The 22,309-nt window shown below is 40.1% G+C and carries 23 protein-coding genes and 1 pseudogene; 5 read left to right on the top strand and 19 right to left on the bottom strand.

Annotated features, from left to right (window positions below):
• The 3 genes and pseudogenes from CKY02_RS25555 to CKY02_RS05345 all read left to right on the top strand — a co-directional run.
• A pseudogene (locus tag CKY02_RS25555) lies at window positions 1-122 on the top strand (IS1595 family transposase); the annotation flags it as partial.
• A 58-nt stretch (window positions 123-180) separates the two neighbouring features.
• Window positions 181-906 carry a hypothetical protein gene (locus tag CKY02_RS25550; RefSeq protein WP_240002004.1) on the top strand — a complete coding sequence of 242 codons (726 nt, stop codon included), beginning with the start codon at window positions 181-183 and terminating at the stop codon, window positions 904-906.
• A gap of 250 nt (window positions 907-1,156) precedes the next feature.
• On the top strand, window positions 1,157-1,417 hold the full coding sequence (locus CKY02_RS05345) for a YfhL family 4Fe-4S dicluster ferredoxin (protein ID WP_112894492.1): 261 nt from the start codon (window positions 1,157-1,159) through the stop codon (window positions 1,415-1,417).
• Window positions 1,418-1,419: 2 nt separating this feature from the next.
• Here the strand turns inward: CKY02_RS05345 and acpS are convergent, their stop codons facing one another.
• The 11 genes from acpS to rpoE all read right to left on the bottom strand — a co-directional run bounded on the left by acpS (window position 1,420) and on the right by rpoE (window position 11,025).
• Complete coding sequence (acpS, locus tag CKY02_RS05340) at window positions 1,420-1,800, bottom strand: holo-ACP synthase (protein WP_112894491.1); 381 nt, start codon at window positions 1,798-1,800, stop codon at window positions 1,420-1,422.
• Entirely contained in the window at window positions 1,800-2,531 is a 732-nt protein-coding gene (gene pdxJ / locus CKY02_RS05335; protein ID WP_112876367.1) for a pyridoxine 5'-phosphate synthase, read from the bottom strand. Before pdxJ ends, acpS begins: the two co-directional genes overlap by 1 nt.
• Before the next feature lie 69 nt (window positions 2,532-2,600).
• Window positions 2,601-3,326: a DNA repair protein RecO gene (recO, locus tag CKY02_RS05330; RefSeq protein ID WP_112894490.1), complete on the bottom strand. Its 726-nt coding sequence runs from the start codon at window positions 3,324-3,326 to the stop codon at window positions 2,601-2,603.
• A 10-nt stretch (window positions 3,327-3,336) separates the two neighbouring features.
• On the bottom strand, window positions 3,337-4,245 hold the full coding sequence (gene era, locus CKY02_RS05325; RefSeq protein ID WP_112876369.1) for a GTPase Era: 909 nt from the start codon (window positions 4,243-4,245) through the stop codon (window positions 3,337-3,339).
• Window positions 4,242-4,922 carry a ribonuclease III gene (rnc, locus tag CKY02_RS05320; RefSeq protein WP_112876370.1) on the bottom strand — a complete coding sequence of 227 codons (681 nt, stop codon included), beginning with the start codon at window positions 4,920-4,922 and terminating at the stop codon, window positions 4,242-4,244. The genes era and rnc overlap by 4 nt, the downstream gene beginning before the upstream one ends.
• Window positions 4,923-5,097: 175 nt before the next feature.
• Entirely contained in the window at window positions 5,098-6,078 is a 981-nt protein-coding gene (lepB, locus tag CKY02_RS05315) for a signal peptidase I (RefSeq protein WP_112894489.1), read from the bottom strand.
• 20 nt (window positions 6,079-6,098) lie between these two features.
• Window positions 6,099-7,895 (bottom strand): translation elongation factor 4, encoded by a 1,797-nt coding sequence (gene lepA, locus CKY02_RS05310; protein WP_112894501.1) that lies wholly within the window; start codon window positions 7,893-7,895, stop codon window positions 6,099-6,101.
• 444 nt (window positions 7,896-8,339) lie between these two features.
• Entirely contained in the window at window positions 8,340-8,804 is a 465-nt protein-coding gene (rseC, locus tag CKY02_RS05305; protein WP_105397991.1) for a SoxR-reducing system protein RseC, read from the bottom strand.
• Window positions 8,804-9,760 carry a sigma-E factor regulatory protein RseB gene (gene rseB, locus CKY02_RS05300; protein WP_112894488.1) on the bottom strand — a complete coding sequence of 319 codons (957 nt, stop codon included), beginning with the start codon at window positions 9,758-9,760 and terminating at the stop codon, window positions 8,804-8,806. The genes rseC and rseB overlap by 1 nt, the downstream gene beginning before the upstream one ends.
• A 5-nt stretch (window positions 9,761-9,765) precedes the next feature.
• Window positions 9,766-10,416 (bottom strand): anti-sigma-E factor RseA, encoded by a 651-nt coding sequence (gene rseA, locus CKY02_RS05295; RefSeq protein WP_112894487.1) that lies wholly within the window; start codon window positions 10,414-10,416, stop codon window positions 9,766-9,768.
• Window positions 10,417-10,455: 39 nt separating this feature from the next.
• Complete coding sequence (gene rpoE, locus CKY02_RS05290) at window positions 10,456-11,025, bottom strand: RNA polymerase sigma factor RpoE (protein WP_112876375.1); 570 nt, start codon at window positions 11,023-11,025, stop codon at window positions 10,456-10,458.
• 203 nt (window positions 11,026-11,228) lie between these two features.
• On the opposite strand from rpoE, the gene nadB reads away from it, so the two are divergent.
• Window positions 11,229-12,833, top strand: a complete 1,605-nt coding sequence (nadB, locus tag CKY02_RS05285) for an L-aspartate oxidase (protein ID WP_112894486.1) — start codon at window positions 11,229-11,231, stop codon at window positions 12,831-12,833.
• A gap of 67 nt (window positions 12,834-12,900) precedes the next feature.
• Here nadB and trmN read toward each other — a convergent pair whose 3' ends face one another.
• Window positions 12,901-13,635 carry a tRNA(1)(Val) (adenine(37)-N(6))-methyltransferase TrmN gene (gene trmN / locus CKY02_RS05280; protein ID WP_112894485.1) on the bottom strand — a complete coding sequence of 245 codons (735 nt, stop codon included), beginning with the start codon at window positions 13,633-13,635 and terminating at the stop codon, window positions 12,901-12,903.
• A gap of 278 nt (window positions 13,636-13,913) precedes the next feature.
• Between trmN and srmB the strand changes: the two genes are divergently transcribed.
• Window positions 13,914-15,251 (top strand): ATP-dependent RNA helicase SrmB, encoded by a 1,338-nt coding sequence (gene srmB / locus CKY02_RS05275; RefSeq protein ID WP_112894484.1) that lies wholly within the window; start codon window positions 13,914-13,916, stop codon window positions 15,249-15,251.
• Window positions 15,252-15,441: 190 nt separating this feature from the next.
• On the opposite strand, the gene CKY02_RS05270 is transcribed toward srmB, so the two are convergent.
• The 7 genes from CKY02_RS05270 to CKY02_RS05235 form a co-directional block, all read right to left on the bottom strand.
• A complete protein-coding gene (locus CKY02_RS05270; protein ID WP_112894483.1) occupies window positions 15,442-15,960 on the bottom strand; it encodes a DUF6622 family protein in 519 nt (172 codons plus the stop codon).
• Between the two features lie 556 nt (window positions 15,961-16,516).
• Window positions 16,517-17,731, bottom strand: coding sequence for an HlyD family secretion protein (locus CKY02_RS05265; RefSeq protein WP_011147539.1), 1,215 nt, complete (start codon window positions 17,729-17,731; stop codon window positions 16,517-16,519).
• The gene (locus tag CKY02_RS05260; protein WP_240002003.1) at window positions 17,724-18,896 is read right to left on the bottom strand and encodes an ATP-binding cassette domain-containing protein; all 1,173 of its coding nucleotides are present in this window, start codon (window positions 18,894-18,896) and stop codon (window positions 17,724-17,726) included. Before CKY02_RS05260 ends, CKY02_RS05265 begins: the two co-directional genes overlap by 8 nt.
• A 118-nt stretch (window positions 18,897-19,014) precedes the next feature.
• Window positions 19,015-19,491 carry a hypothetical protein gene (locus CKY02_RS05255; RefSeq protein ID WP_193493059.1) on the bottom strand — a complete coding sequence of 159 codons (477 nt, stop codon included), beginning with the start codon at window positions 19,489-19,491 and terminating at the stop codon, window positions 19,015-19,017.
• A gap of 330 nt (window positions 19,492-19,821) precedes the next feature.
• Window positions 19,822-20,469 (bottom strand): nucleotidyltransferase domain-containing protein, encoded by a 648-nt coding sequence (locus CKY02_RS05245; RefSeq protein ID WP_240002002.1) that lies wholly within the window; start codon window positions 20,467-20,469, stop codon window positions 19,822-19,824.
• A gap of 85 nt (window positions 20,470-20,554) precedes the next feature.
• Entirely contained in the window at window positions 20,555-21,364 is an 810-nt protein-coding gene (locus tag CKY02_RS05240; RefSeq protein ID WP_112894482.1) for a glycosyltransferase family 2 protein, read from the bottom strand.
• A gap of 25 nt (window positions 21,365-21,389) precedes the next feature.
• The gene (locus tag CKY02_RS05235) at window positions 21,390-22,280 is read right to left on the bottom strand and encodes a glycosyltransferase family 2 protein (protein WP_112894481.1); all 891 of its coding nucleotides are present in this window, start codon (window positions 22,278-22,280) and stop codon (window positions 21,390-21,392) included.
• Window positions 22,281-22,309: the final 29 nt, after the last annotated feature.

Here is a 22,309-nt window from a genome sequence, read left to right as displayed (position 1 = left end):
TCTGTTTCAGGTTCAATTGGCGCTTTAACCTTAAAAAAACATTCGAACAGCTTATTTATTCATGTATCCGGGCAGCACCTATACCTGAGTATTTACTCAAGCTAGCTGAGATTCGATGGTAATCAGGATAATTTAAGATATTATCTATAAAACTCACTATTGAATTTTATGGAAACATATATGAATCCAAAAAATGATTTTAAATCGTTTTCTATTGTTGATAACGCTAATGTAGTAAGTCAAGAAAAATATGAAGGAGAGCAAAGTTTAAAAACTGGGTTTCCAGAAAATGATAGAATTTCCCGTCATGTGTTAAATAAAGCATTACGTCAGTCGTCAACTATATCCTCTGTCGTAGCTGATTTTATCGCGACAGAATCTGACAGTGATGTTTTGGATGATGGTAATATAGCCAAACTCACTGCACAATTAAATAAAGCGTTAGAGCAAAAAATTATAACTAAAATTTCCGATTTCTCATTGGAAAAAGCAAAAAACGGGGCAGATATTCCTAATAAAAATGAGTTTGTGAAAAATCTCGGTTTATTGGACTTATTATTAGCAGGTACACCTCTGTTTACACAAGGGGATAATTTCATAACTTTTAAAATTCCATTTTTGAGTGGATTAAAGAAAAAATATCTCTTATTCCAATCTGTATATGCAAAAGCTCCAAATTTAGCTAACGAGGGGAAATTTACTATCACATATCCAATTGCATACTCTTATGAACCTCATGCTATACTTTCAAGTATGGGTGGATATATCAGTGGAGGTAACTATGGTGAAGGAGCGGATATATTAAAAATCAATAAAGAAAACCTAGTAATAGTATCACATTGGCAATCTCGCAGTGCAAACTTTCCTCCTGTACGCATATTCGTAGTAGGGGTATCAGATAACTAACTTTCAACACTCATAGTTGTTATCTATCTCAAATTTTATAATTATTTTGATAAAGCCCCAAAAATTGACTGGCCAATTGCACCATTATCGTAACTAACAAAAAGGCCGGGATTTAGGCAGAACCCGGTCTTAATCATTTTATTATTACTAATACTACAACAGCCATAAATATTTTGTTATTATTCGAACTGTTCTTCCTCAAAAGAATGAAAAAACAAATATAAAGTGAAAAATAAGTTAATATATTAAAATGTCGTTATTAATCAAAAAAAGCTGTATCAATTGTGATATGTGTGAACCCGAATGTCCCAATCAGGCGATATCGATGGGAGATGAAATTTATGAGATTGATGCCAACCGTTGCACCGAATGCATCGGCCATTATGATGCACCAACTTGTCAATCAGTCTGTCCGATAAATAATACCATTATCACCGATCCAAACCGACAAGAAACAGAAGAACAACTGTGGGATAAATTTGTATTACTACATCATGCAGATAAAATCTGAAATCAGCGCTCAAGAATAACGGTCGCACAGGCATAGCGGCGCTCATCAGCCAATGTCACATGTAAAGAGGTCGCCCCCAATTGCTGAGCCAACGCTGCGGCCGCACCATAAAGTCGCAAAATCGGTTTTCCCAGTGCATCATTGACCACTTCAAACTGGTTAAATGCTAGCCCATTACGGATACCCGTTCCTAATGCCTTTGCTGCGGCTTCTTTTACCGCAAAACGCTTAGCCAAAAAACGAACCGGTTTTTCATGTTGCTGATATTGTTCCCATTCGAATTCACTGAGAATGCGTTTTGCCAAGCGCTCACCTGAGCGCTCGACAACCCCTTCAATACGGGCAATTTCAACAATATCTGTACCTAACCCAATAATAGCCATTAACGGCGAGCTTTCCGCATTTGGGTTTTCATATCCGCCACCGCAGCGGTCAAGCCACTGAATACCGCACGTCCAATAATGGCATGACCAATATTCAACTCATAAATTTCTGGCAGAGCAGCAATACGTTGTACATTATGATACGTCAGCCCATGACCCGCATTAACCGTTAGACCTTTACTCGCTGCATAAGTCGCGGCTGCTTTAATACGATGGAACTCTTTTTCCTGTTCTACTTCACTTTCTGCATCGGCATAAGCACCAGTATGAATTTCAATGAAAGGTGCGCCAACTTCACTAGCCGCATCAATTTGTCGATGTTCCGCATCAATAAATAACGAGACAAGAATACCCGCATCAGATAGACGCTTAACCGCCGCAGCAACTTTATCTTTCTGACCAATAACATCTAAGCCCCCTTCTGTTGTCACTTCCTGCCGTTTTTCAGGCACCAAACAGCAAAATTCAGGTTTAATACGACAGGCAATATCCACCATTTCATCTGTCACGGCCATCTCAAGGTTCATCCGAGTCTGGATAGTTTTTTTCAACAGTTCTACATCCCGATCGGTAATATGACGGCGATCTTCACGCAAATGAATGGTAATTCCATCGGCTCCCGCCTGTTCCGCAACAAAAGCCGCTTGAACCGGATCAGGATAATTGGTACCACGGGCATTGCGCACTGTCGCAATGTGATCGATATTAACGCCTAATAATACTTCAGCCATATTTATCTCCTGTAGTCATATTAGAATATGACAAGTTTACACTTTCCATCTTGAAGAGAAACAAATTCATTAGTTTTCTTTCTTTTCAGGCTTCTGACGTACAAACTGCCGAAATAATTCACGACTTTTCAAAGGCTTGCCACCGAGATAAGGTTTTAATGCAATACGCGTGAAACGCTTTGCTGCCTTTAATATAGTAGAATCAGGGAATTCACGAGTTGCCAGTGATTTTAATTCGCGCCCGGTAAAACTGTAATGATCAACAACCAAGCTAGCGATAAATCCTTTTTCTTCTCTATAACGGTAAGTCATCGTGTCATCCACCGGCTCACCACTGCCCGCACAATGCAGATAATCAACGCCATAACCAAGATTTGCCAGCAACGCCAGTTCAAACCGACGTAATGCATGTTCCGGTGTATATTCACTGGCAGCAAGAACCTGCAAACATTGGAGATAATCAAAGAATAAAGCGGGGTAAGCCGTTCCCTGTTCAAGCACTCTTGACAACAATTCATTGATATATAAACCGCTGTACAATACGTTGCCGGTAAGAGGAAGGGCCAGAGAGATAGGATCTGCATCACGCAGCGTTTTAATTGCCCCCCGCCCACTCCAACGAACCAGCAATGGGGTAAAGGGCTGCAAGCAGCCTTTCAAATTGGAACGACGGCTACGCGCACCTTTTGCCAACACGCTAATCCGCCCTTCATTTTCAGTAAACAGATCCAGTAACAGACTAGTTTCACTGTAAGGACGCCCATGAAGAACAAAAACACGTTGCCAACCGTCCACAGGGGATGCCTTATTTCAAATCATCGACGTAACCCAAGCTACGTAATGCTCGCTCATCATCAGCCCAACCCGCTTTAACTTTAACCCACAGTTCTAAGTGGATTTTTACATCAAACAGCCTTTCCATATCCTGACGGGCTTCAATGCCAATAGTCTTGATTTTACTACCTTTATTACCAATGACCATTTTCTTCTGACCTTCACGCTCAACCAGAATCAAACCATGGATATTGTAACCACCGCGCTCATTCGCCACGAACTGCTCAATTTCAACCGTGACAGAATATGGCAATTCATCACCAAGAAAACGCATAAGCTTTTCTCGAATAATTTCAGAAGCCATAAACCGCTGAGAACGGTCAGTAATGTAATCTTCCGGAAAATGGTGAGTCGCTTTCGGTATATATCCGCGCACAATTTTGGCAATCGTATCAACATTCATGCCTTTTTCAGCGCTCATTGGAACAACATCAAGAAAACTCATCTGCTTACTGAGAAAACCAATATGTGGCAATAAGCTGGTTTTATCGGTCACGTTATCCACTTTATTGATAGCCAGCAAAACCGGACAACGCAGATTACGCAGTTTGTTCAGTACCATCTCGTCATCCGGGGTCCAATGAGTCCCTTCGACAACAAAAATAACCAACTCCACATCACCGATAGAACTACTGGCTGCCCGGTTCATCAACCGGTTAATCGCCCGTTTTTCTTCAATATGCAATCCCGGCGTATCCACATAAATAATCTGATAAGCACCTTCAGTATGGATACCCATAATACGGTGACGGGTCGTCTGCGGTTTACGAGAAGTGATAGATATTTTCTGACCTAAAAGCTGATTTAGCAGCGTGGATTTCCCCACATTAGGCCGTCCAACTATTGCAACGAATCCGCAATAGGTTTCTTGTTCGCTCATTCAAGCTCCAATTGTTTTAATGCTTGCTCAGCCGCTGCTTGTTCCGCTTTGCGACGGCTGGAGCCTGTTCCTTTAACCGGCTGTTCAATACCGCTCACTTGACAGTGAATAGTAAATTCTTGATCGTGAGCTTCACCACGAACCATAACAACCAGATATGATGGCAGAGGCAGATGATGCCCTTGCAAATATTCCTGTAAACGAGTTTTCGGATCTTTCTGTTTGTCGCCAGGGCTGATTTCATTCAGACGGGTTTCGTACCATCTCAGAATAATTCTTTCAATAGTCTGGATATCGCTATCAAGGAAAATAGCACCAATCAGCGCTTCAACCGTATCGGCCAGTATTGATTCACGGCGGTAACCGCCACTTTTCAGTTCCCCCGGCCCCAAACGAAGGCATTCACCTAATTCAAATTCCCTTGCCAATTCAGCCAGCGTATTACCACGCACCAATGTGGCACGCATGCGGCTCATATCCCCCTCATCAACACGAGGAAAGCGATGATACAACGCATTGGCAATAACAAAACTCAGGATTGAGTCACCAAGAAATTCCAGCCGTTCGTTATGTTTACTGCTGGCACTACGATGAGTTAACGCTTGTATCAGCAAATCATGCTGATCAAAAGTGTACCCCAGCTTACGCTGCAATCTGTTAATTACGATGGGATTCATGTGCTACCAATATCGGTCAGAATTCGTCAAATAAAAACGCACACGCAACAGACCTGTAACAGGAACCCTGACAAAACTGTTGCGTTTGCACTGGCTCCTTATAGGAGCCAGTTATTAAGTTTGAAAGGACATTCTACACCGCGAGTAAAATTAATGCTTCGCTAATATAAAAATATTAATTAATTCCACCAATACGGCTGAAGCGAACTCCGGTAGGCCATTCTCCTTCCTGTTTTTCAAAACTCATCCAGATGGCGGTAGCGCGACCGACCAAATTCTTTTCAGGGACAAAGCCCCATGCACGGCTATCAGCGCTATTATCACGGTTATCACCCATCATAAAATAGTGGCCTTCGGGCACAATCCACATTCCCTCTGGCAAGCCAGGTTGACGGAAATTAGGTACCGATAGTACACCGGGAATCTCCAAAATATGGTGAGTTACCGCGTCCAAATTCTCAATCCGTTCACCCTGCCGCATACTGTAAGGCGGCAACGTTTCTTCAACAGGAATTTGGAAAACACCTACCTTTCTCAAACTTTCACCCTTGGAATCAACACCATACTGTTGCATTGTCCATTCACTTGGGAATAGTGAACCGTAAGAAACCGGTAATTCTCCCTGACAATTCCCTGTTTTGCTGCAATTAGAAAAAATACGCAACTCTTTCTTTGCCGGATCATAAATAATTTTATCGCCCGGTAAACCAACCACCCGTTTAATGTAGTCAAAACTGGGGTCCAACGGGTATTTAAATACAGCAACATCACCACGCTTTGGTTCGCCAGTCTTAATCAATGTTGTTTGAGTGATGGGATCTTTCAATCCGTATGAATATTTCTCTACCAGAATGAAATCACCAATCAATAAAGTTGGCATCATGGAACCCGATGGGATCTGAAAAGGCTCATAAACAAAAGAGCGCAGGATCAGAACCACGGCTAACACAGGAAAAATAGATGAACAGGTATCCACCCATGTTGGCTTGTTAATAGTCTCAGCCAGATGCTCCTGATCCATTGTACCTTCAGTCAGCTCCTGCAATCTGGCAAGTTTTTTCTTGCGCTCTGGTGCCCATTTGAAACGATCGATACACCAAATAATGCCGGTGACTAACGTTGCCAACGTTAGGATCAGGGCAAAAGTGTTAGCCATTTAGACTCCTTACAAGCTTATTAATTGTCTTTACCAACATGAAGAATGGCTAAGAAAGCTTCCTGTGGTAACTCAACGTTACCCACTTGTTTCATACGTTTCTTACCCTCTTTCTGTTTCTGCAATAGCTTTTTCTTACGGCTGACGTCACCACCATAACACTTCGCCAAGACGTTTTTACGCAATTGCTTCACTGTTGAGCGCGCAATAATATGATTACCAATCGCAGCCTGAATTGCGATATCGAACTGTTGACGAGGAATAAGTTCTTTCATCTTCTCCACCAGATCCCGGCCACGGTACTGTGCATTGCCACGGTGAGTAATCAACGCCAATGCATCAACTCGTTCAGCATTAATCAATACATCCACACGAACCATATCAGATGACTGGAAACGAGTGAAATTATAATCCAGTGAAGCATAACCGCGAGAGGTAGATTTCAATCGATCGAAGAAGTCCAAAACCACTTCCGCCATCGGTATTTCGTAAGTCAGTGCAACCTGTTTACCGTGGTAAACCATGTTAGTTTGCACCCCGCGCTTCTCAACACATAAGGTAATGACGTTCCCCAAATATTCCTGAGGTAACAGCATATGGCACTCAGCAATTGGTTCACGTAACTCTTCAATATTATTCAGCGGTGGTAGTTTAGATGGGCTATCCACATAGAGAATTTCGCGGCTAGTTGTCTCCACTTCATACACAACCGTTGGGGCCGTTGTAATAAGGTCGAGATCATATTCACGTTCCAGACGCTCTTGAATAATCTCCATATGCAACAGGCCAAGGAAACCGCAACGGAAACCAAAACCCAACGCAGAAGAACTTTCTGGCTCATAAAATAGTGAAGCGTCATTCAGACTCAATTTACCTAATGCGTCACGGAACGCTTCATAGTCATCAGAACTGATAGGGAACAGCCCTGCATAAACCTGTGGCTTCACTTTTTTAAAGCCTGGAAGTGGTTTTTCCGCAGGTTGACGGGACAATGTCAAGGTATCCCCCACGGGTGCGCCAAGAATGTCTTTAATTGCACAAACCAACCAGCCCACTTCGCCACAATCTAATACATCACGATCAACACGTTTCGGGGTGAAAATGCCAAGGCGATCGGCGTTATACACCTGGCCGGTACTCATCACCTTGATTTTATCACCCTTACGCAAGGTACCGTTTTTAATCCGCACCAGAGAGACAACACCAAGGTAATTATCAAACCATGAGTCAATGATAAGAGCCTGTAATGGCGCATCAGGATCGCCTTCCGGGGCTGGAATCTCTTTAACCAAACGCTCAATGACGTCTTGTACGCCGACGCCCGTTTTGGCCGAACAGCGCACGGCATCGGTAGCATCAATACCGACAATATCTTCGATCTCTTCCGCTACGCGCTCAGGCTCTGCCGCCGGCAAGTCGATTTTATTCAGAACAGGAACAACTTCTAGATTCATATCCAACGCGGTATAACAGTTAGCCAGCGTCTGGGCTTCCACTCCCTGTCCAGCATCAACCACCAGCAATGCCCCTTCACAGGCAGCTAGTGAACGGGAAACTTCATATGAGAAATCAACGTGCCCCGGCGTATCGATAAAGTTTAATTGATAGAGTTGCCCATCATTCGCCTTGTAATCCAAGGTAACACTCTGGGCCTTAATGGTGATACCACGCTCACGCTCAAGATCCATGGAATCCAGCACTTGCTCTGCCATCTCACGATCTGTTAAGCCACCACAAATTTGAATAATACGGTCAGATAACGTCGACTTACCGTGGTCAATGTGAGCAATAATGGAGAAATTTCGTATTTGCTTCATTATAAATATTTTTCTGCCTTGATATTTCTGAATCATTCGCCTATATGGACACACAGAGGGACATAAAGCGACGGTTTATTAGGTCGGCCACCGGCCTGAAAGGCTGTATTCTACATGCCAAATCTACGAAAACCTAGTCATGCCTACAGCTTTAAGGTATGAATCATTCAACGTTTTGGATAACTAAAATATACCCGTTATCTTTCAAGTTGCCTCTTTGTTGGCTGCACTCGCTCACCCCGGTCACATAGTTCGCTATGCTCCCGGGGATTCGCTCCCTTGCCGTCGCGACGCATCTTGAAATCCATAGGGTATATACCCGCTATCTTTCAAGTTGCCTCTTTGTTGGCTGCACTCGCTCACCCCAGTCACATAGTTCGCTATGCTCCCGGGGATTCACTCCCTTGCCGTCGCGATGCATCTTGAAATCCATAGGGTATAGATTTATTCCCGATGCTGAATGTGAATGGCATCAGGAGGCAAGCCGATTTGCAAAACGACAGGTTGATATTCCTGCCGATTATCCCAGTAAGTAGCGATTCTGCGGGCAAAGAAGAATCCTAACGCGCCTCCTAAAACACCGCCACAAAACACCCACAATTGATTGGTCACCCATAACTGAAAAAGTGCACCACCAAGGAATAACCCAATAAGCGGTGTCAGATAAACCAACAACGCTGAACGCAGCAAGCTCCCTTCAGGGATTCCAACTTCCACTTTTTGCCCCGGTTGCAACGGTTGTAAAATCTCAAGTTCAAGCTGATGTATGCCATCAGACCCTAATTTATTGAGTAAATAAGAACCACACGTTGCTCGCGCCTGACAACTGCCACAACCAGAAGAGGAACCATAACGTAATAATGCCCGCCCCTGTTGCCAGTGAATTACTGTTGCCCACTCTTTAACCATCAGTCAGCTCCTATAAATGCGACACCAGCGGCAATACGCTTGGCAGTTGCCAATGGTAATTCACCAATAATTGTCACCTCATTCGCACCACGTATTGCACTATAAATCGTTCGGGGCCCACGACGGAGAGGATATTCCAACTTACCGGTTTTATCAGCATTAGTCACATTCACAGAAAAGCTAAATAAACCATCACTGAACATAATAGATTCAAGTGCGCCACTATTTGACAATTTACGACGGTTACGCGAAACCTCAACGAAACCAGCCGGCAATTTACCCACCTTCCAATTAAATACGACCTTCTCCAATGGTGGAATGACCAGCATTGGTGGCATATTTAAGCGAGTAATCACACTCATTGCATCATTGATATCCCCATCGATGGTAGAAGAAACAACCCTAAATTGTTCAAGCGCCTCACTATCACGATCAAGTAAGTCAATACGTAATGGTAAATGAGTTTCTTCGTCGATCAGTAAAATATAATTATAACGCACTTCATCTTTGGAGGTGATGCGTACAACCCTACAAGGCCTATCACCGATATGGGTACGACCAACGTCAATGAAATTGTAATATTTTTTCAACTGATTGAAGTCAGCAAAAATGACGGTCGGTAAATAATCAATAATATGATTACCACTAAGACTAAAAGCATCCAATCCAGGTTCAAAATAACTGATCTCATTACCACGCTGGACAACTTCCCTACGAGAACCATCCATCTGCATAATCTGGGCAATTGGAATACCATTGATAATAGCGTGGCGATAACGAACTGAGACAATAGCCTGCTGGTTGAGATTAATAAAAGCAAGCTCGTAAGTTAGTGACCGAGTGGCATTACCCATCTCCCGCAACAAAACCTCAGCACTGCTGAGCCGTGCCGAGGCTTGTAAAGGAGCAAGCAGGCCGCCCGCCAGCAAACAAACAGAGAACCAAATATGTTTCATTACTGCTATTGTGTTCCTAAAGATTGCGTTCCCGGAACCGGAATAGCAACCTGTGGTGAAATTCCCCGTTCATCATTTTGCCTAAAATGCACACGGCGATCGAGTTCATATTGTTGCAGCATGATGTTAATACGTTTATTACGCTCCTGCATTTGAATGCGCGGATCATTGCCAAATATATCATCACCAGAAGGCACTCCCAAACTCACCGGAGAAGCCGAACCCATCATTGGCAAAGTGTTAAATGCGGGCGTATCAGATTGATATTCAAGATCCTCAGCACTATGGCTGTTGTACTGCTGTACACCAACCAATACTGCCAGCGAAACACAGGCTGCAACACTCACTTGAACCATTTGACTCACCCAAGGACGAAGCTTTTGCCAGAACGGCATTTTTTGCCAGCTCTCTGGTTGAGGCTGAGATTCAGGTATAGCCCCTGGGGTGAAATGAACCGGCTCTTTTTCAAGTGCCAATGCAACCCGACTAGCAATATCCAGATGCAATACTTCCGTCACATCACCGCGCAATGTATCACGGATCAAGTGGTAATTTTCCCAGCGTTTCTGCATTACAGAATCTTTAGACAAAATACTAACGACTTCACTATCAAGAGTTTCGCCATCCATCAATGCGGAAAGTTTTTCTCTTTGCATGCCAAAGTACCCTTCAGTATTGTTCCACTATTTTTAATTTTAAATCAGTGGTTGAATTTTATCATCAATGGCTTCCCTTGCACGGAAGATGCGGGAACGAACCGTACCAACCGGACAATCCATAATGGTAGCTATTTCTTCATAGCTTAACCCATCTAATTCCCTCAGCGTTATTGCTATTCGCAAATCCTCGGGAAGAGATTCAATAGCTCGGAAAACCACCTGCCTTAATTCTTCTGACAACATTAAATTCTCAGGGTTCGAAATTTCTTTTAGTGCATTTGAAGTTTCATAATTTTCTGCGTCACTGGCATCCAAATCACTGGACGGCGGACGGCGCCCTTGAGAAACCAAATAATTCTTCGCAGTGTTTACTGCAATACGATACAACCAAGTATAAAAAGCACTATCGCCACGAAACGAAGCCAATGCACGATAGGCTTTAATAAATGCCTCCTGAGCAACGTCAGGAACATCACCCTGCGGAATATAGCGGGATAAAAGACTCGCCACTTTATGCTGATATCTGATTACCAGTAGGTTAAATGCCTTTTGATCACCTTTCTGCACTCGTTCAACCAGCATTTGATCCGTTAACTGCTCGCTCATTCGAGGTTAAATCTCCCGAAGCAAAGCTCCACATTGATATTTACTGAACCAACCATGCTGTCCTATTCCTGAGCAAGCATGGCTTTGAGTAATAAAATTCTGCGAAGTTCAATTTTTGTCATCATTTTGTTGCAATCATAGCTTTGATCATATCTGATAGGCTAACATGATTTTTACCCATCTTCATTCATACATCATCAATTATGCAATCATTATTCTCTCAACATTACAGCGATGTACTTATTATTGGCAGCGGTGTCGCCGGCCTGTCTCTGGCTTTACGGCTGGCCTCACAACATAAAGTCACTGTGCTAAGCAAGAGTATTCTTAGTGAAGGTGCAACCTATTACGCACAGGGTGGTATCGCCGCTGTATTTGATAAAACGGACAGTATCGCATCTCATGTTGAAGATACCCTTATCGCCGGAGCAGGGCTTTGCGATAAAAGTGCTGTTGAGTTTATCACCAGTAATGCCCGTCATTGCGTACAGTGGTTGGTTGATCAAGGTGTTATGTTTGATACAGAAACCAGCGAAGATGGAGAAAAACAATATCATCTGACCCGTGAAGGCGGTCATAGCCATCGTCGTATTCTGCATCATGCTGATACAACCGGCAAAGAAGTAGAAACGACACTGGTTGATAAAGCGATGTCTCATCCAAATATCACAGTGAAAGAGCGCTGCAACGCAGTGGATTTAATTACGTCAAATAAAGCCCGGTTAGACGGTGATAACCGAGTCGTCGGCGCTTATATCTGGAACCGTCAGCAAGAACAGGTGGAAACTTATCGCGCTAAGGTTGTTGTACTGGCAACAGGCGGTGCAGCTAAAGTCTATCAATATACGACAAATCCCGATATCTCATCCGGTGATGGTATTGCAATGGCATGGCGCGCAGGCTGCCGTATCGCCAATCTGGAATTTAACCAGTTTCACCCGACCTGCCTGTTCCATCCACAGGCGCGTACTTTCCTGCTGACAGAAGCCCTGCGAGGTGAAGGCGCATATCTGAAACGACCAGACGGCAGCCGCTTTATGCCCGATTTTGATGAACGCGCTGAACTAGCTCCTCGCGACATCGTAGCACGAGCAATTGACCATGAAATGAAACGCCTTGGTGCTGACTGCATGTTTCTGGATATCAGCCATAAGCCAGCGGATTTCATTATCCAGCATTTTCCAATGATTTATGAAAAATTGCTGACACTGGGCTTTGATCTAACAAAAGAGCCGATTCCAATCGTTCCTGCCGCACATTACACCTGCGGTGGTATTGTTGTCGATCATCAGGGACATACTGATCTCAACAACTTATATGCTATCGGTGAAGTCAGCTATACGGGTCTGCACGGTGCAAACCGTATGGCATCTAATTCTCTGCTGGAGTGTCTGGTGTATGGCTGGTCTGCTGCAGAGGATATCCAACAACAGATCGAAAAAATAGAAGAAGTGCCGCAACTCCCTTTCTGGGATGAGAGCCGTGTTGACAATTCAGATGAACAGGTCGTCATACAGCACAACTGGCACGAATTACGTCTATTTATGTGGGATTACGTCGGCATTGTGCGTACAACCAAACGCCTGGAACGAGCACTGCGCCGTATTAATATGCTGCAACAGGAGATTCACGATTATTATTCCAATTTCAAGATTTCTAACAATCTGCTGGAATTACGAAATCTGGTGCAAGTCGCTGAATTAATCGTGCGTTGTGCGCTGGAAAGAAAAGAGAGCCGAGGTCTGCATTTCACACTGGATTACCCCGATTTACTGCCAGAATCAAAGCCAACGATTTTGACGCCCTGATTTTTACTGGCAAAACTTCTGCATGACCACGCTCCGGCGTGGTTCTTTCCACAATTCATAAAATAATTCAATAATAGAGATAAAAATCCGTCACCAATTGCTGAAATGCTTGCGTGTATGCACCGTCTGGCTGACGAATAGTCAATTCGCTGATTAAACTGATTTTTTCCTGACGGGAAAATGCCAATAACATCCGATGCAACGGCTTACCTTGCCTGTCGCGGATATTGACCCGATGATGAGAAAACCAACCCAAACGACATGCCATTGTTTCAAATTCCTCACCAATGGCATATGGCAATACCACACAAAACAGACCATCAGCTGTAATCAACGTCTCGGCGTATTGTAATAATCGCTGGTGAGTCAGCGACCCCGTATAACGAGCCTGTTCCCTTGCCTCATTGCGACAAGCAACAGCCGGTTCAAAATAGGGGGGGTTACTGACAATTAAGTCATAACATTGCGAATACTGTTCAGCGAAATCACCAATATCCTGCTGATAAACATTTATTTTTTTCTGCCACGGAGATTGTTCTGCATTATCTTGCGCCTGCAATGCGGCCTCTGTATCCAATTCCACTGCATCAATTTTAGTATTTTCATCCGTACGCTGTGCTAGCATCAACGCAATGAGCCCACTGCCACAGCCAATATCTAAAATCGCTTTTTTGTCACTCACTGGAGCCCATGCTCCCAATAAAACGCCATCAGTTCCGACTTTCATCGCACACCGCTCATGACCAACAAAAAATTGCTTGAAAGTAAATCCATCCCGGCGTAAAAGTCGTTTCTGTTTCAAATTAATAACCTATACCTGTCATCCTTCAAGTTGCCTCTTTGTTGGCTGCACTCACTCACCCCGGTCACATAGTTATCTATGCTCCCGGGGATTCGCTCCCTTGCCGCCGCGATGCATCTTGAAATCCATAAGGTATATATCTATTTAGCACAATAAATTTCGCCATAGGATAAAGGTTATTATGTTTCGGTAAAAGCTATCTACCTTAATTGACCGCTTTAATAGATGAACAATACGCCCAACCCGTTTATAATCGGCGGCCTAAACAGAGGTATATGATGACTGCAACAAACTTTTCTGAACTTGAACTTGATGAACGCCTGCTTGACGCCCTGAATGATAAAGGTTATTCCCGCCCAACAGCAATTCAGGCTGCGGCTATTCCGGCAGCAATGGACGGGCGTAATGTACTAGGATCAGCGCCTACCGGTACCGGCAAAACCGCCGCTTACCTGCTGCCAGCCATGCAACATTTATTGGATTTTCCACGCAAGAAATCTGGACCACCACGCATTCTGATCCTGACGCCCACCCGTGAGCTAGCCATGCAAGTGGCAGATCAGGCAAAAGAATTCGCTGCACATACCAATTTGGATATCGCGACCATTACTGGCGGCGTAGCCTATATGAATCACGCAGAAATTTTCAGCGAAAATCAAGATATTGTCGTCGCCACTACAGGCCGTCTGCTGCAATATATCAAGGAAGAAAACTTTGATTGTCGGGCAGTTGAAACACTCATCCTTGATGAAGCCGATCGTATGCTGGATATGGGTTTTGCCAACGATATTGAAACCATAGCGGGTGAAACCCGTTGGCGCAAACAGACCATGCTATTCTCTGCTACTCTGGAAGGGGAAGCCATCCGTGATTTTGCTGAACGTTTACTGGAAGATCCAGTTGAAATTGATGCTGAACCATCACGCCGTGAACGCAAAAAAATCCAGCAATTTTACTACCGTGCAGATAATTTGGCACACAAAACAGCCCTACTTTGCCATTTACTAAAACAACCCGATGTCACTAAATCCATTATTTTTGTTCGCAAACGTGAACGTGTACATGAACTTGTGGATGAATTGCATCAAGCCGGCATTAAAGCCCGATTCCTTGAAGGGGAAATGGTACAGGCTAAAAGGACGGAAGCAGTTAAGCACCTGAATGATGGCAGTATCACTGTTCTGGTTGCAACAGATATTGCTGCCCGTGGATTGGATATTGATGATATCAGCCATATTTTCAATTTTGATTTACCGCGCACCGCCGATATTTATCTACACCGTATTGGCCGGACAGCTCGTGCAGGTCGCAAAGGTACTGCAATTACCTTAGTGGAAGCACATGATCATCCTTTATTAGGCAAAATCAGTCGCTATCTGAATGAACCACTCACGTCGCGGATTGTTGATGAACTTCGCCCAACAACCAAAGCACCAAGTGACAAAGCCCACAATAAGCCATCGAAAAAAGTATTGGCTAAACGCAAAGAGAAAAAGAAAGCGGAAGAATCGAAGAAAAAAGCTAAAATACGTCATCGAGACAGCAAAAATATCGGTAAACGCCGTAAACCTTCCGGTAATCCAAAACCGGAAGCGCCAACCAATAGCAATGCGTAAATCTTTAAACGGGCCAATTGGCCCGTTAATTATAATATGCAGTTTCGCGTAGCAAGATTATTCTGTGAGTAAATAGGGTCCTCAGCAAACGCTTCTTTATTTCTATAAATAATTCATCAGGTATTTTGCCATCCCGAGTTTTTGCAATCACACTATTTGGTTTCATAAACACTATTTGGTTTCATAAACACTATTTGTAAACGCTCTTGGTCCTGTTTCTGTACCAAGGAATAAAAAGATTTAACGTTCCGCCCCAGAAAATACCGTCAAGCACACCATTGCTAAAGCCAAAAAACAGATTGAAGTGTAACGAATGCAACAACGCAGGGTGAATACTTAACATGACCGTAATAATAAACTTAACGATAAATGTGATAACAATCAACGTCAGCGTTAACCAAGTACCAAAACGGATGATTAAATCACTGCCTGCTTTTTCACATAATCTTGGTTGAGAACGCCACAGACCCCATCCTATTACAATCCCGACGAATAAACCCGCTATCATCGTTATCAAGGCTAAATCTGAGAATGTGGTTTCATAAATGACGCTATATACTCCCCAGACCAAGAATACTATTGGTAGTAAGAAAAGGCGATCAATTCGCATTTCACGATCGTACAAGGCACTGATCCCGCGCCTGATGAGAAAAGCAAAAAGAATCCAAACCCATATTGGGGTATCTTTAATAATGGTGGTCAGTGACATGTTATTTATATGAACGTCCCGCTTGCAAGCGGCCTCCATCATTTTGACTCTGACAGATAGGTTACAGCTTTAAATCCGGCTTTTTTGCAACCTTTTAAAGCTGCGAGCTCCTATATAATCCGCTGACTCACGCCTTATTTCTCCAACGAGCTTTAAGCTCAGAATAACATTCAGGTTTGGTGAGTCCCGGTCTTACCTGTCGTTGTCATCACGCTGGCTGCCAGAGCAACCTTTCTGCATTCACCCTTTTGTTAAGAGTTAATGTTTGTCTGTATCAGTGATTAATACGGTCTGACACTGATGTAATCTTTATCGTATTGTTGCCCATCAAGACGGTAGCTTATTAGTCGAATCCAAGATTTATATCCGTCATCTTTCAAGTTGCCTCTTTATTGGCTGCACTCTCTCACCCCGATCACATAGTTCTCTATGCTCCCGAGGATTCGCTCCCTTGCCGTCGCGATGCATCTTGAAATCTATTGGGTATATTCATACTAACACTAAAACACCTGTAAAAAATAACTTTTCAACAATACTACATTAATTAATAAGACCATTAAGCAACATATGGAAATACTATTTCATATATATATTCATACAAATTAACTTCATCCAAGATGATAAACGCCTTGATTGAATTACCAAACTCTAAATCAAAATCCCTTTTATCAACAATATTAATTACAATTTCAGCCGTACCGTTTTTTACGCCAAATATAGCCTCAACCTTCCCTTTTATTGCCCCATACTTGAGATAATCATAAGCATCCATTTTTAATTCTACGCTCTGTCCAATTTTAATCTTTCTAATGTATTTTTCACTAACAACTCCTTTTGCTATAAAGTGATTACCATCAGGATATATAGTAAAAACTAACTCGCCTTTTTTTACCTGCTTAGGCCTGATGCCATTAATATTATTAAACTCAACCTTACCATCAGCTTTTGCAATTCCTTCTATTCTCAACTTACCATTCTTTATATTCTCCATCCCTGTGTTTTTTACATTCAATTCTGAGACAAGAACGGAGAGTTCACCTCTTAACTGGTTAAGCTCCATATCTAACTCTTTATATTTGGTTGCTCCAATTATGTATCTACTCTGCTCATCATCTAAACTGTACTTTCTTTTCTCTAAGTCTAATATATCAGATTCAAGATTAATCAGGCCACGACGTGATGAGAACAATTCCATTTTATATTTAATAATATCTTTCTTAGATAAATAATTATTATTTTGATTTAACAATTTATCTACAAAATTCATCTGTTCTCTGTAGCTTTGACTAAAAAAATCATAGTCATCTCTATGGTCTTTCAAAATAGAGTCTATATTTTTTAACTCACTTTCATTTTTATTAAACTTAAAATCCTCATAATTTTTTTCAATCTTCATCCGCTCATAGACATTATCTATATACTTTTCCATCGCATTAATTTTCGTATTATCTCGTTTTATATTTTGCAATAAAATAGATTCAGCCTCCTCTAAATCTGGATTAATCGCATTATAAATAGAATCTCCTTTTTTAACCACATCACCATCACGAACATTATAATTTTTAATGTCTATATCCTTTTCTGCATAAAATAATACAGGCTCTGGTGCGGTTTTAATAAAAGCATTTTCTAAAACAACTCGCCTCTTTATAGTCACAACAAAAGATAAAGCAAAACATATAATCAGCAAAAAAACTGTTATACTTATAATTAATTTATATTCTTTATGCAGTTCTGACTTAACTTCATTATTAGAGTTTAATTTATTCATTAAAAGCCTCTAGTTTGAAGAAATCATAGTCCTTTTCACTTTTCAACTCTAACACTTCATGATTTTCACAATCGATAGTAAAATCATGAGCGACATAGAATATAATACAACCTTCTTTTTCTGAAATTAATTTACTTACGACTTTAGCATTTTCATTATCAATTCCTCTAAATATTTCATCAAATATCAATACTGATTTATCTGACAGATAACCTCGTAAAAAGAGTAATACTTGTCTTTGTCCTTCAGAAAAAGGGTTAACCTTATCACTAATAACGGTATCTAGTTTTTCAGGCAGGCTATCTATTGTCTGCCATAAATTTAATTTTTTAAGCATACTCTCAACTTTATTCCTATCAACGTCTCTTCCTAATGTAATATTTTCAATAATACTTGTAGTAAAGAGTATATCTTGTGGGAAGTATGCAGAGCATTGATTTATATGAATTTCAGGCTTAATAGTTTTATCAGAAACATAAAAATTCACAGATCCATTTACAGGTGGAATCAAACCAATCAAAGTCTTACATAAAGTTGTCTTACCAATACCATTCTGTCCTATTATTTTATATATCTTATTACTTTGAAAGGTAAAATCCGGAATTTTACAGACGATATTTCCATTAGTACCAATATGAAGATTCCTCACTGTAATTTCGTCTACACTAACAATATTATCATCTAATTCAGTATTCAATAAACTCTCATCTACAACATTATTCCCCATGAATTCTTTATACCTTTCAAGAGTAATGCTTGATCTTTTCAACTCCATAAAAGAAACTAAAATTTGCATTGTATGTTTTAGAGACATTTCTGTAAAAGCAATTAATGTCAACATTATACCTAGTGAAAAACTACTATATCTAATAATGCTAATAACCATGACACATCTAATAACAGTACCAATGATTGTGTTAACTGTTAGCGTTTTACTTTTCACACCAGCAACAAGTAATGCAACATTTTTCTCCCTATTCAAAAAATCATTCATCCTGTCAACACATCTATTCAGAATCCTGTTTCGATAGTTATTGCCTCGTATCGTTTCCCTTCCTCCAATAATATCATCCATAATTGAAAGAAAATTTGATTTTATTTTAAAACGCTGCTCTTCTAAAATAATCATTTTCTTGACAGACAAAAAATATACAATCACCAGCATAATCATTCCTAAGATCAAAAAGCTGACAACTAAATAAGATTCCAAAATAGTGCTACATCTTATGCCACCCATAATTCTATGTATAACAATGGGTTGAATAAGGCTATGTGTAGCAGAATTATGAAACGTTATTTAGAGGACTAACATATAGCACTATGATTGATAATATTAAAATCGTAATAAGCTTAACAACAATATCTATTAGCAGAGTCAAATAATACTTTTTAATATTTTGAGCATCATAAATCCTTTGAATCAATCCACCTTTATTATAACCATTCAATATAGATAATCTTGTAGTAATCAAAGCAAGTAAATATTTATCTAAATAATAATAGTCCAAATATTTTTCCAGTGATGCTCTAAAGCGAGCAGTCAAATAAGTTAGTATCATATTGAATGATTCATATAATAGATAGGATATCATAAAGATAAATAAAAAACGCAAGTCACCTGATGGTATAACCGCGTCAATCAGATACTGCATAAAAAATGCAGCAAAAGAACTAATGACACTTAATAGTAAAGAGTATAGTAATAAAGATTTTATATAACCTGTCGCAAAGTTATCCTTCAATGCCACATCCATTTTCATGCTAAATTCCTGGATAATATTAATATAATTTACAACAATGAAATAACCGTGGATTCAGCAACAAGTTAGTTCATTACCCAATTAGAAAACCTAATTAAAATACATATAGCAATATTTTGGAATATTATTTAGTTATCAACCACATTCAGTATGTTCATAATTCCCTGACTCACAAAATTTTCATCAGAATTTGTTTCACCACCAAGAAGCATAATAACCTCTCTATAAAGAAAATCTATTTCCTTAATTCTTGTTTCTATACCGAATGAACTTCAAGATGCTTGAGTCGTCAGACATAAAAACATTTAAATTCAACAACATAATCGTTTTTCAAACATGCACTTTGAAGTATCTTGAGTATATATGATTAGGGCTCATTGCTAGTGAGAAATGCTCAGCAAAACTTTCATCAATATCTTTGAGCTGGCTAATCATTTTGCGAAAACCTTGCAGCCCCCAATGACGATGAAGTCTGATATAAGAATCTGCAATATTGAGCAAAAACTTAGAACATGCAAATTCGAAAAATCCAAGGTCATATTTCACTTGATGTACCTTCCGGTATAGGCTTTCAATTAGCAATGCACTTTTCCTTCTATTTTCTATAGAAAATGTTTCTACAATAGGTGACTCGACTATAGAATAGGTTTTTAGTTTCAATTCTCTTGCTATATTTTTATTATCAAAAATAATCTCTGAATCCAACATATGCTTTATTGTTGGTCCATGCTTATGAGATAAAAGTTTTACTAAAGATTTTTCTGCCATATACCGAAGTTCAAATTCTACTTCACGATAGACTACCTTCTTTCTAAATAAATCAATTTCACTTCCATGTATAATAAGCAAGTCAATATCACTGCTTCCATTTTTATATTTACCTGTAAAATATGACCCATATCCAAGAATAGCTAAGACTTTTTCTTCTCTCTTTATTTTTTCTACAATTTCTTTTAAGCATTCTTTAATGTCGTCCATACTACCTCGCTTAGAGTATCTGTCACGAAAAATATAAAAATCATTCACTGGAAACTACAGCATATTTCACATCAAAACATTTCAACTATTTTAACTCGATTTCATTCAGGTGAAATCGAACATCGTTGGGTTTGTTCATATACTCTGATAATGGTAAGTTACTCTTTATTGTATTTCGTAATTGATCTAGATTCTTAATATAATTTAATCTAGTTTCTGATTGGAATCCAGTAACAGACGATGTGGTAAGGGAGCTTTCTCTTTCTATCTTTACATAGAGGGGACGGTTAATATTCCTGACCTTTACACAATGAATAGCCCTAAGTAAAAAATCATCATCAGCAGCAATTCTAGTTGTACCATCAAAACCACCAAGGGTACGAAATATACTAAATCTAATTAACTGAGAAGGTTGAAAACTCAGATACTTCTTACCAAGTTGATGTGCAATATAAGGGATTCTATAAAACTTCTTAATGCGAAATGAGTTAACCGTATGGAAATTTTGGTAGAAATCTATATATGAAGTACCTAATATATCAATATGACTATTTTTGTTCATCAGATTATACAGGCAATCTAGTCTCATTGGTAAAGAATAGTCATCTGCATCATGAAAGGTTATAAATTCAGTATCAATTCTATTGATGATATCATTTTTCAATCGATAAGTCCCGACATTAACATCACTCCTAAACAACCTGATATTTAAATTAGTTTTACTTGCTAAATATTCTAAAACATGTTGGAGCTGTATATAGTTGTCTTCTGATGAATGATCATCAGCAACTAAAATCTGCACATCACTCAAACAAGTTCTCATTATAGACTCAATAGCACTAACAATGAGTATAGGCTGATTATAATGGGGGATTAGTACAGAAACTCTACTCATGTGAGCTACTCATTCAAAATAATTATCAGTTATTCAAATTACAATGAACACCTTCAACTACAACTCCAAATTGGCGAAATATCTTTATTAAATAATGTATGTACAGGTTTGGATGCCAAAAGGAAAAACCAAGCCTCACAATAGTAAATGGAATAATGAGAGCAGTAATCCATACCTTACTCAGATCATTATTATTAAATATCCTATAATTTGTTCTTCCTACTCTAAAACTTCTTTTTAATACCCAAAAAATATTTGCACGATTTTGGTCATAGAATTCATAGGCCAGTGCATCACGGCAATAGAAACAGCTGATCCCAATTTGCTTTGCTCTATGGAAAAAATCCGTATCCTCTCCTCCTGTAACACCAAAATTCAAGTCAAACAGCTGCTCCTTCATCGATTCATACACTCGGCGTACAATAAATACATTACAAGTGCTAACATTTATATCTTTAGAATCTGATATTAATAAGTCTCGGTAATAAAATGAAACTTTTTCCATCCACTTTCTTTTTTTATCCAAAAAAATAGGATAAGTGTTACCTTGTATCACATCAGAATTTGTCTGTATCTGGCATTCAATAAGTGCATCTAACCACCGAGAACTAACAATCTCATCATCATCAATCATAGCAACTGCATCGCACTTATATGTTTCAAAGGCCAAAGTTAACAGCATATTTCTAACTAATGAGATATTTTTATCTTCAACAAGAATGACATCAATATGGAAATTAAAATCATCTTTGATTTCATTGATCATGTTAAAAGACTCTTGCTGAGAAGAATCGTTATCTGCCACAATGACAGTATAGTTATTTGATGTCTCTAATTTTTCAATGGATTTCAATAAACGTAATAATGATGAACTACGTTTATAAGTAGGAATAAGAATTGCTACTTTCCGTAACATCCATTACCTCCTAATAAATTTAACGATAA

Source organism: Photorhabdus bodei, from assembly GCF_003287735.1.
Classification (GTDB): Bacteria; Pseudomonadota; Gammaproteobacteria; order Enterobacterales; family Enterobacteriaceae; genus Photorhabdus; species Photorhabdus kayaii.
The sequence above is the reverse complement of the archived record's forward strand: the minus strand, read 5'-3'. Positions and strand labels throughout refer to the sequence as shown.

What these genes read in the sequence shown, in the direction of transcription:
- nadB (WP_112894486.1), top strand. Translation starts at nt 11,229, where the DNA reads ATGCAATCATTATTCTCTCAACATTACAGCGATGTACTTATTATTGGC.
- CKY02_RS05345 (WP_112894492.1), top strand. Translation starts at nt 1,157, where the DNA reads ATGTCGTTATTAATCAAAAAAAGCTGTATCAATTGTGATATGTGTGAA.
- era (WP_112876369.1), bottom strand. Translation starts at nt 4,245, where the DNA reads ATGAGCGAACAAGAAACCTATTGCGGATTCGTTGCAATAGTTGGACGG.
- rseA (WP_112894487.1), bottom strand. Translation starts at nt 10,416, where the DNA reads ATGCAAAGAGAAAAACTTTCCGCATTGATGGATGGCGAAACTCTTGAT.
- rpoE (WP_112876375.1), bottom strand. Translation starts at nt 11,025, where the DNA reads ATGAGCGAGCAGTTAACGGATCAAATGCTGGTTGAACGAGTGCAGAAA.
- acpS (WP_112894491.1), bottom strand. Translation starts at nt 1,800, where the DNA reads ATGGCTATTATTGGGTTAGGTACAGATATTGTTGAAATTGCCCGTATT.
- lepB (WP_112894489.1), bottom strand. Translation starts at nt 6,078, where the DNA reads ATGGCTAACACTTTTGCCCTGATCCTAACGTTGGCAACGTTAGTCACC.
- CKY02_RS05235 (WP_112894481.1), bottom strand. Translation starts at nt 22,280, where the DNA reads ATGTTACGGAAAGTAGCAATTCTTATTCCTACTTATAAACGTAGTTCA.
- pdxJ (WP_112876367.1), bottom strand. Translation starts at nt 2,531, where the DNA reads ATGGCTGAAGTATTATTAGGCGTTAATATCGATCACATTGCGACAGTG.
- CKY02_RS05255 (WP_193493059.1), bottom strand. Translation starts at nt 19,491, where the DNA reads ATGAAAATGGATGTGGCATTGAAGGATAACTTTGCGACAGGTTATATA.
- CKY02_RS05245 (WP_240002002.1), bottom strand. Translation starts at nt 20,469, where the DNA reads ATGGACGACATTAAAGAATGCTTAAAAGAAATTGTAGAAAAAATAAAG.
- srmB (WP_112894484.1), top strand. Translation starts at nt 13,914, where the DNA reads ATGACTGCAACAAACTTTTCTGAACTTGAACTTGATGAACGCCTGCTT.
- rnc (WP_112876370.1), bottom strand. Translation starts at nt 4,922, where the DNA reads ATGAATCCCATCGTAATTAACAGATTGCAGCGTAAGCTGGGGTACACT.
- CKY02_RS05265 (WP_011147539.1), bottom strand. Translation starts at nt 17,731, where the DNA reads ATGAATAAATTAAACTCTAATAATGAAGTTAAGTCAGAACTGCATAAA.
- CKY02_RS05240 (WP_112894482.1), bottom strand. Translation starts at nt 21,364, where the DNA reads ATGAGTAGAGTTTCTGTACTAATCCCCCATTATAATCAGCCTATACTC.
- rseB (WP_112894488.1), bottom strand. Translation starts at nt 9,760, where the DNA reads ATGAAACATATTTGGTTCTCTGTTTGTTTGCTGGCGGGCGGCCTGCTT.
- lepA (WP_112894501.1), bottom strand. Translation starts at nt 7,895, where the DNA reads ATGAAGCAAATACGAAATTTCTCCATTATTGCTCACATTGACCACGGT.
- CKY02_RS05260 (WP_240002003.1), bottom strand. Translation starts at nt 18,896, where the DNA reads ATGCTGGTGATTGTATATTTTTTGTCTGTCAAGAAAATGATTATTTTA.
- CKY02_RS25550 (WP_240002004.1), top strand. Translation starts at nt 181, where the DNA reads ATGAATCCAAAAAATGATTTTAAATCGTTTTCTATTGTTGATAACGCT.
- rseC (WP_105397991.1), bottom strand. Translation starts at nt 8,804, where the DNA reads ATGGTTAAAGAGTGGGCAACAGTAATTCACTGGCAACAGGGGCGGGCA.
- CKY02_RS05270 (WP_112894483.1), bottom strand. Translation starts at nt 15,960, where the DNA reads ATGTCACTGACCACCATTATTAAAGATACCCCAATATGGGTTTGGATT.